This is a genomic window from Mesorhizobium sp. M4A.F.Ca.ET.050.02.1.1 (genome assembly GCF_003997725.1).
GTDB lineage: Bacteria > Pseudomonadota > Alphaproteobacteria > Rhizobiales > Rhizobiaceae > Mesorhizobium.
In genome coordinates, this window is record NZ_RZSG01001538.1 from 1 (window position 1) to 409 (window position 409).

General features: G+C 57.0%; 1 pseudogene. It reads left to right on the forward strand.

The window, feature by feature from the left end:
* Nucleotides 1-22: 22 nt before the first annotated feature.
* Nucleotides 23-390: pseudogene (locus EOA33_RS38540) on the forward strand (four helix bundle protein).
* The last annotated feature ends 19 nt before the right edge of the window (nucleotides 391-409 follow it).

The following is a 409-nucleotide window of genomic DNA, read 5'->3' on the forward strand; positions in this document are numbered from 1 at the left end:
GGGGTGTAGGGGTGTAGGGGAAATGACCGAGAAAACAGGCTCCTACAAGGAGCTGATCGTCTGGCAGCAAGCGATGGATCTTGCGGTGGCGGTTATGGGGCGACGAAATCCCGGCCCAAGGAGGAGCTCTATGGATTAACCAGCCAAGTGCGCCGAGCCGCCGCCTCGATACCAGCCAACATCGCGGAAGGCCATGGTAGAGAAATCCGGGGGTCCTATCAGCAATTTTTGCGTATCGCTCAAGGCTCACTGAAGGAATTGGAGACACAGATCCTGATAGCCGAGCGTACCGGCATCGCGCCGAAAGTGACGGCGATTTCATTGCTGGAGGGGACCGAAAGTGTGGGGAAGCTTCTCCGCCTTCTGATCCGCAAACTCTCGGCCGACTAGCTTACCTATTCCCCTATTC